The sequence below is a fragment of the Corynebacterium sp. H127 genome (genome assembly GCF_037482665.1).
GTDB lineage: Bacteria > Actinomycetota > Actinomycetes > Mycobacteriales > Mycobacteriaceae > Corynebacterium.
This window is the reverse complement of record NZ_JBBHKY010000019.1, coordinates 1-7,493: the sequence shown is the minus strand read 5'-3', so window position 1 is coordinate 7,493 and position 7,493 is coordinate 1. Positions and strand designations below refer to the sequence as shown.

10 protein-coding genes and 2 pseudogenes are annotated in these 7,493 nt (G+C 50.2%); 1 reads left to right on the top strand and 11 read right to left on the bottom strand.

Annotated elements, in window-relative coordinates:
• The 10 genes and pseudogenes from WG936_RS12075 to WG936_RS12035 all read right to left on the bottom strand — a co-directional run.
• Nucleotides 1-254 (bottom strand): SMI1/KNR4 family protein (locus tag WG936_RS12075; RefSeq protein WP_339573048.1); only part of this gene is annotated, 254 nt, incomplete at its 3' end.
• Between the two features lie 235 nt (nucleotides 255-489).
• On the bottom strand, nucleotides 490-1,557 hold the full coding sequence (locus tag WG936_RS12070) for an SMI1/KNR4 family protein (RefSeq protein ID WP_339573047.1): 1,068 nt from the start codon (nucleotides 1,555-1,557) through the stop codon (nucleotides 490-492).
• Nucleotides 1,558-1,573: 16 nt separating this feature from the next.
• Complete coding sequence (locus tag WG936_RS12065) at nucleotides 1,574-1,735, bottom strand: HNH endonuclease (protein WP_339573046.1); 162 nt, start codon at nucleotides 1,733-1,735, stop codon at nucleotides 1,574-1,576.
• A 41-nt stretch (nucleotides 1,736-1,776) separates the two neighbouring features.
• Entirely contained in the window at nucleotides 1,777-2,049 is a 273-nt protein-coding gene (locus WG936_RS12305; protein WP_445227966.1) for an integrase core domain-containing protein, read from the bottom strand.
• The gene (locus WG936_RS12060) at nucleotides 1,964-2,650 is read right to left on the bottom strand and encodes an IS3 family transposase (RefSeq protein ID WP_445227965.1); all 687 of its coding nucleotides are present in this window, start codon (nucleotides 2,648-2,650) and stop codon (nucleotides 1,964-1,966) included. The genes WG936_RS12305 and WG936_RS12060 overlap by 86 nt, the downstream gene beginning before the upstream one ends.
• 45 nt (nucleotides 2,651-2,695) lie before the next feature.
• Nucleotides 2,696-3,056, bottom strand: a pseudogene (locus tag WG936_RS12055) (transposase).
• Between the two features lie 190 nt (nucleotides 3,057-3,246).
• Nucleotides 3,247-3,678: a hypothetical protein gene (locus WG936_RS12050; protein WP_339573045.1), complete on the bottom strand. Its 432-nt coding sequence runs from the start codon at nucleotides 3,676-3,678 to the stop codon at nucleotides 3,247-3,249.
• Nucleotides 3,675-4,097, bottom strand: a complete 423-nt coding sequence (locus WG936_RS12045) for a hypothetical protein (RefSeq protein ID WP_339573044.1) — start codon at nucleotides 4,095-4,097, stop codon at nucleotides 3,675-3,677. The genes WG936_RS12050 and WG936_RS12045 overlap by 4 nt, the downstream gene beginning before the upstream one ends.
• Nucleotides 4,098-4,241: 144 nt before the next feature.
• Nucleotides 4,242-4,664 (bottom strand): hypothetical protein, encoded by a 423-nt coding sequence (locus WG936_RS12040; protein WP_339573043.1) that lies wholly within the window; start codon nucleotides 4,662-4,664, stop codon nucleotides 4,242-4,244.
• A gap of 11 nt (nucleotides 4,665-4,675) precedes the next feature.
• Nucleotides 4,676-5,593, bottom strand: a complete 918-nt coding sequence (locus tag WG936_RS12035) for a hypothetical protein (RefSeq protein ID WP_445227964.1) — start codon at nucleotides 5,591-5,593, stop codon at nucleotides 4,676-4,678.
• A gap of 24 nt (nucleotides 5,594-5,617) precedes the next feature.
• Between WG936_RS12035 and WG936_RS12300 the strand changes: the two are divergent.
• A pseudogene (locus tag WG936_RS12300) lies at nucleotides 5,618-5,761 on the top strand (IS256 family transposase); the annotation flags it as partial.
• A 588-nt stretch (nucleotides 5,762-6,349) separates the two neighbouring features.
• On the opposite strand, the gene WG936_RS12030 reads toward WG936_RS12300, so the two are convergent.
• Nucleotides 6,350-7,378, bottom strand: coding sequence for a DUF6973 domain-containing protein (locus tag WG936_RS12030; RefSeq protein WP_339573041.1), 1,029 nt, complete (start codon nucleotides 7,376-7,378; stop codon nucleotides 6,350-6,352).
• Nucleotides 7,379-7,493: the final 115 nt, after the last annotated feature.

Below are 7,493 nucleotides of genomic sequence, written 5' to 3'. Positions count from 1 at the left end.
GTGCCAGTGTAGGATCCGTTTCCGAAGAAACCCCACAGTGCGAAACCATCCGGGAATCCAAAGGCATCTAGCTGGGCCGGGAAGAAGCGCTTTTCGTAGGCGAGTTTCCCCCCGCCTGTTGTGTGGATTATGTGGCGATAGTCCTCGGGCAGGGTCATGCCGATGTTTGATTCGATGTCCTGCAGCCGCTGTTGTGAGCAAGGCTCAGCACATGTGCTGAAGAGTTCTGTGAAGCTGATTATTTGTGCTTTCATGTCACGTGGGAAATGGAGTAGCCGCCTGTATCTGGAACCAATGCTATTCGGTTCTGGATACCGGCGGCACCTAGGAATCAGTGAGAGGTAGAGGCTTGGCAGGGCATGGTCAGGGTTGCTCAGCGATTGTTTCGTTTCGGAAGCCCTCTGCGCCCCAATAATTCGGATCCCACCAGGTTGTTGAATCACCGAGCCGCGTAGTGACGAATCTGAATCTGTCCGTGCTTATGGGTAATTATTGCTTCAAGATCTGCTGGGACCAAGCCTCTTGTGTTGATTCATTGGAATCTAAGTAAGCAAGCAGTGAATCCTTCAAATCGTGGAAATGTGCTTGGTCAAGAATAAGCCCAGTGCCGGTGTCAACGATGATGCCGTTGGTTGTTCGATCATCCCACCAGCTGGTCAAAATGATGTCCATGTAGGTGATATTCGGACGCCAACCGTCCCTACCAAGGGTAAAAGGCGTCAGCGTCATGAAATTAGCTGGGGATGTAGCACCGTAGAACTCAGTTCCTGGTGCTGGTCTGCGGAGGAAATCCTCAAAGCTCTGCACCTCGCCTTCAAGACTAGAGAGCCAGAAAGTGAGATCAAGATAGGCTTTGCCCGGTTCGGAGAAGTTCAGCCAAATGGTGGAATCGTCTTGTGAAAACAATTGAAGCTCAGCTGCTCGAAGGATCCGATCGATCGCTGGCTCCGTCGTTAGAGCTAGCACTCTTTGCACAATGGGGTTGAACGGCTCGTGTAGGGAGCAAGCGACACTTTTTGCTTTTGCGGTCAGTGACCGTTGCTCGGCTGCATCAAGTGTGTCGCCTTCTTCTACCGCTTCTTCGTCTTCAACCAAAGACGTCATCAGCAGCTTAAACGAGGGGGCGAGGAGAACGGGCTCGTCTGGATGATCACTGTTTAGATAAACGATGCTTCCCTCAACCATGGCAGGTAGGGCGTAGTTGATAGCGATACAGTCGTGCATGCCTTGCGCTGTAGTGGCGATGGGGAGAACTCTGTGGTCTACTTCCCATTCATCCCAGTGCCAGCGGGCTTCTTTGACCAGGTTGTTGGATCGCTTGCTGGTCAGTTCTCCTTTTCCGTAAATCACGTCGATAACCAGGCCCTCTCCCCACATGAATTTAGAGAAGTCTCCTTCGATCACGGTAGTTTCTGGGGCGAGGAAACCTCCTCCGGTTTCCTTGAGCATCTGCGTATAGTCAGCGGGAAATGAGTAACCCAGTTCTGCTTCCATCTTTTGGATGTCTGCGTCAGTGCAGGGTGTGCCGGTTCGATCGAAGAAATGGTTGTAGTTCATCGTGTGTACTTCTTTCCTAGGCATTTGATTGGTGTTTGAGTGATCCGGCGCCCCAGATGGCTTCGCCACCAGTGTGACGTATTTCCCGGTGGATGTCTGACGGGACACCGATAAGTACGCCAGGTTCCTCCGTATGATGGCAGGTAATCTTTGCCTCGCGTTGGTCTTCAGGAGTCATACCAAAGTGTTTGTTTGCTTGAAGTGCTCCGGGTTTTGTTCCTAGGCGTGTGCCTTGATTTCCATTATTTTGTGAACCGGGCTGTGACTCCAAAACTCCGCCTCAACCTCTGCCGGTGTGCGGTAGCCGAGGCTTTGGTGAAGTCTCGAGTCATTCCACCAATTCACCCATTCAAACGTTGCGATTTCCAGGTCGGTGGCGTCATTGAATAACCGGGTATTAGTCAGCTCATTCTTGTAGGACCCGTTGACGTTTTCGGCAAGGGCATTGTCGTAGGAGTCGCCGACCGTCCCGGTAGAAGCAGAAGATCCCATACTCAGTGAGCCGCTCGTTGTAGGAGATACTGACGTACTGGGAGCCGTGATCCGAGTGGTGGACCAGACCTGCGGTTTCATTGGCGCTTGCAATCGCCTGATTCAGCGCCTGCAGCGGCAACGACTCTGTACGCATCGAATCAGACAAAGCCCACCCGACGATGCGGCGAGAGAACACGTCGGTAACGAACGCGGCGTAGACGAATCCTTTCCTGGTCCGCACGTAGGTGATATCGGCCACCCACAATGTGTTAGGCCGTGGCGCGTTGAATTCACGATTGACCAAGTCAGGCCGCAGATCAGGGCTCTTCGGTGTGCGGGTGGTGACAGGGGCGCGACGTTTGCCCTTGCCGGACAGGTTGGCCAGGCGCATCAGCCGAGCAGTCTGCTCACGGCCAATAGCAATACCGTCGCGACGAAGCGCGTGCCGCATTTTCCGCACACCGTAGACGCCGTAATTGTCAGCGTGAACCTGTCGAATGTGCTCCACAAGGGCAGCGTCACGAAGACGGCGGGCGCTCAGTCCGCGGGCTTTAGATTGGCGGTACCCACGAGAGGTGATGAAACCGCCTACACGATTATCTTTCAACGTCGCACACATGAACTCGACTGTGAAACGATCCCGGTATTCATCAATGAATACGGATCATCTCCGACGTTGTGGGTCGAGTTCCGATGCGAAAAGAGCCGAAGCGGCTTTCAACAATTCATTGGTCTCTCGCAGCTCTTGGTTTTCGCGACGTAGCCTGGCGTTTTCAGCAATCACGTCTTCTTCAACACGAGTGATAACCCCATCCCGGCGGGCTTGTTGAACCCACTGGCGGGCGGTGTGCCACGAGACACCTAGTTTCGGGGCAACGGCCTGACACGCGGCCTGTATCGAAAGGTTCTCCGCCAGGATGCGATCCTCTACCAAACGAACGACGCGACCCTTCGCATCCTGATCAAATTTCCTCGGCATATTCCAGATTTTCCCATCTACTCAAGCGGAACAAAACCTGGGGCACTTCAAGCCGCTGTTGTGAGCAAGGTTCAGCACATGTGCTGAGGAGTTTTGTAAAGTCGACCATTTAAATTTTCTTGTCACGTGGGAAATAGAGTAGCCGCCTGTATCTGGAACCAATGCTATTCGGTTCTGGATACCGGCGGCACCTAGGAATCAGTGAGAGGTAGAGGCTTGGCAGGGCATGGTCAGGGTTACTCAGCGATTGTTTCGTTTCGGAAGCCCTCTGCGCCCCAATAATTCGGATCCCACCAGGTGATCGTTTCGTTGAGGACAATGGTAATCAGGTGATCGGGCAGGATGATTTCCCCGAATTGAACTATCGCGTTGATCCCTTGGCTCTTAAGGCCAGCGGCGAACTCTTCATCGGTTGTTTTTCGGGGATCAAGGCACAGGCCGAGGAAGGTGTCGCGGTAGATGTCGGTGAGGGCAACAGTGACGCAGGTGTTGTCTTCGATTCGGCTGACTACCAACGAGTATTCTTCGTCGTTGTCTCTGTCGGGGATGTCAATCCAGGCTTCGAGTTCGTCGTCTGCTGGTTGTTGACTGTCCAGGCAGGCTTTGATGGCGTCGTCGAGTGTGCCGCCGAGGGGAAACGGCAGCGTGTAGTCGGTGGTAAAGTTCATGGGGTTCCTTGTGTGGTGGGAAAGGCTGTCCAGACGATGGAGGAGAGTTTTCCTTTTTCGTAGTAGATCTCGATGGGGGCGTTATCTAGGCTAATCTTCTCTTCGTCGATATGCGCTGGTATCCCTTGTGCGTACAGGGCCTTATGAAACGGGATAGCCCTGAGTTTGAGGGGAATTCCGAGCAAGGTGTCATTGGGTTCGAATTCAGAGAGCTCAAGGTCGAATACTCTTCGGTTCTTTATCGAGCCTTGAAGGAGTCGTTGCTTGCCTTCGATTTCTGTATATCCTCTGATAACAGCCCCGAGTTTCGGGTGTATCCATGTTCGATCCTCAATGTCGATTTTGGCTAGGCATGATGCGTAGCTTTCTGGTGATTCTCCTGGGCTGAGTGCTTCGAAGAAGCTGAGTTCAAAATCCATTGTGAAGTCTCCTAAACTTCTGTAGTTCTAAAGTCCTTTTTCATGAAACCCTTTTCCAAAGCGTAGTCCAGCATCTCATTTAGAGCATCTGTGTACTTTCCAGGGAACTTTGCTTCGATATCGCGGTATTCAATCTCAAAAACTTCATGAATTGACCTGACGGTCATTGAATTCTGTCCACACGATTGAAATGACCTTACCTTTTTCGAAGTAAACTTCAATAGGGCAATCCTTGAGGACAACACTTTCACCGTCAAAGTCTGCTGCAATTCCCTGAGCCCGCAATGCCTTTAAAAAAGGGACTGCACGAAGCGAGAGATCAGTCCCCATAAACAAGTCACCCGGTTCGATGTTGGCAAGCTCCATGGCGACAACTTTCTTATCCCTTATTGAGCCTTTAATGAGCCGCTTCTTGTCGTCTATTTCCAGGTGGCCTAAAACTCGTGACCCTAAAGAGGGATCAATCCAGGTCAAATCCTCAACCTTTAGATCAATTAGGCGATCTTCATAGGATAGTGGTTCGTTGCCGGGATTGAGTTTTTCAAAAAAACCGATTTGGAAATCCATAGATGTTCTCCTTATGTCAGCGTTGTTCTGAAGTCGACTTTCATGTATCCCTTACTTAGAGCGTAGTCCAGCATCTCATTAAGAGCTGCTGTGTACTTGCCGGGAAACAGTGTCTCTAGGTGGTTGTATTCTATTTCATAAATCTCGTCTATTTTTCCTTCCTGAATCAGTTTTTCTTGGCGGGCGCGATACGCAGTGGCTTCAGGAGACCGTCCATGGGAAAGCGTTAGCCTATGGTCTTCAGGGAGCATCTGAATGGCGGGGCCTTTGTATTCGTTCATCCCGGTGGGAAGATCCGGGTGTACTTTTCTCATAACTGATTGGGCAACAATGTGATGCCGTTCGAAAGAAATGTATTTCACATCAGGTGATTTACGAACATTGGATGTTGAAAGATTTACGTAGTGGCCCCCGCGGAATCCCTTGCCACCAGGTGGAAAAATGGAGCATTTGAGCGCAACGAATTCAAAGCTTGGTGTGCCTCGGTCTGTCGATGTTTTATGGGAATTACCGAAGTTAAAGGACCACGTTGGTCGATCCAGGCGAACAGCTGACGTCAAAGGACATGAAGGGATGCTTCGTGCTTCCATCTCGAGGTCGTAGGGAACGATTTGAGACAGGAAATCGTATGCTTTGACATAAGATCGTATCGTCGAGCGGAACTTCTCCAAGCTTTGGAGCGTCTCTTCATCACTACTCTCCGTTGCTTGGGTGTGCATCGCTGTGAACGCTGCGACCCCCTTGTCGATGATGCCGCTAAGTTTGCCATGTGTGCCCGAAGGGCCGGCAGCGATTTCAAGCGTCTTCTCGATGTCTGCCATGGTGTAGATGCGGTTGAGTCCGACCTCATCAGCGTCTTGGGCCACACGGTTGACCCGGTTCGGGTCGGTTGGTTTGAGAGCGTCTGATGTATTGTGTGTGGGAATCATTCCTACATTAGAGGATAGACCAGAATGACAACCGTGGCACGACGAAACCCAGAAGACTCCGCCAAGATCGAAGCTAACGAGGAGAAGCTGCTTACCAATCCTTAGAGGGCAAAGCTGATCGACAAGCTCGGTACCTCCCCCACTCATACCAGCGATCTTGTCCGGGGATGAAAACTCGCGGTTGAGGATCTGATACAACGAGGATAAGCGGGCGACCAAGCATACTGAGCAAGGAAAACCGGTCGCGGCTACCAGTGGCCGATTAATCGAGAGCAGGAGGATAACGAACTGGAAGCAGGCAACCAACAAAATGGTTGTGTCCTACCCTGACCGCTTCGAGCCCTACTTCTAGCAATCACGCCCCGTATACAAGCTTCTTGACACGATTCGTTAGAACTTGCTTGGCTTCCATAGACAAAACTGCTGAAGTCTCTATTTCAGTCAACATAGTTTTATCTAAATAGCTAATAATAGGATATGAGTAAAATCAAAAAAAGTACGATTAATTCGTAGGCGGCAGCACCAGAAAATAATCCGCAACTCAAACTTCTAAAAACTCTGGAACGTTTGCGAACAAAAATCACAAAAATCAACAGAACTAGCGGAATCGCGATGTCTACCAAGGTGAAGGCAGCAAGCTTTCCCACATAAACAGACAGTAGGTACTTGTAACTATGCGCTAACCATAGAATGGTCCATCCGATTCCGAATCCGCTAAAAAATAGTACCGTGAAATTCAGAAATCGTCTCATGTTCTTATGGTAATGATTTTTTAAGGACGATGAGGTCAGATCCATCATGTTGCTGCTCTGCTCCCGGGTCTGAAGTGAGCCTTGCGTGCTTAGCGTAGTCTCTACAATCAGCAATCACCGCGTCCTGATTTCCTTCCCTTCTCAACCCTACGGCACGTCCAGTTATATTATTGTAGGCATCCATCCCCGAGACTTGACCATCAGTAAACTCTCCTTCTGGTGCAACAGGGTGATCAACTTCATGAGCGTTTCCCATTCGTTCTGCAAATGCAGAATCAGCGCTTTCAGTCATTAGTCCTTGCCATGCACAGTGCCGAGCGGCGTCCCCTTCATTATCGAAGGGTGGAGATGCGATGGATTTACCCAATTCTTCGGCACGGCTAATGGCCCCATCCAGGAATACGCGTCGGCAATCATTCCATTCTTTTTTACAAAAAGAACGTTCTGTGTCGCCAAGTTTAGTCTCCCATTTGCTGTAAAGATCACCTACGGCTGTACCTCCAATTTCTGGTGAATCTCCCATAGAACGATCTGCTGCGAAACTGGGATTGTTCGAAGAACTTTCATACCTAATAACGATTTCACTTCCTTCAACTCGAGTGGAAGTGTCGATCCAGGACGGACTGGAGGGGCTAGCAATGGGATTTTCGACGGCAGCTACTTCATTCCCTTCTAGGTCGAAGATCCCAACTCGTGAATTTAGCCTAGCCTCCAGATGTAAGGTGGGAGGTAAGCCAACGGCAAGTCGAAATTCAGGGTAATGTGTAGGATCTTTAAAAGTTACGCTGTAAGAAACTTCGAGAGGTGAAACAGGTCGTAATCTGATCAGAAAGGCTTCATCTTCGATAATGACTGTTTCTCCCTCTATTCGTAACTGTTTATCATTTAGTGCTGGAATACCAATTGAATAAGTGCCTAGCGAATTGGCTAATTCGATAGGAAGAGAAAGGGAATTAAGTGTGCCGTGCTCAAAATGCTGAGAAGACAGCCTTGGGTCCCCTCCCGTAGGGTCGCCTATGGGAAAATGGAGCATTTGAGCGCAACGAATGCAAAGCTTGGTGTGCCTCGGTCTGTCGATGTTTTATGGGAATTACCGAAGTTAAAGGACCACGCTGGTCGATCCAGGCGAACAGCAGACGTCAAAGGAC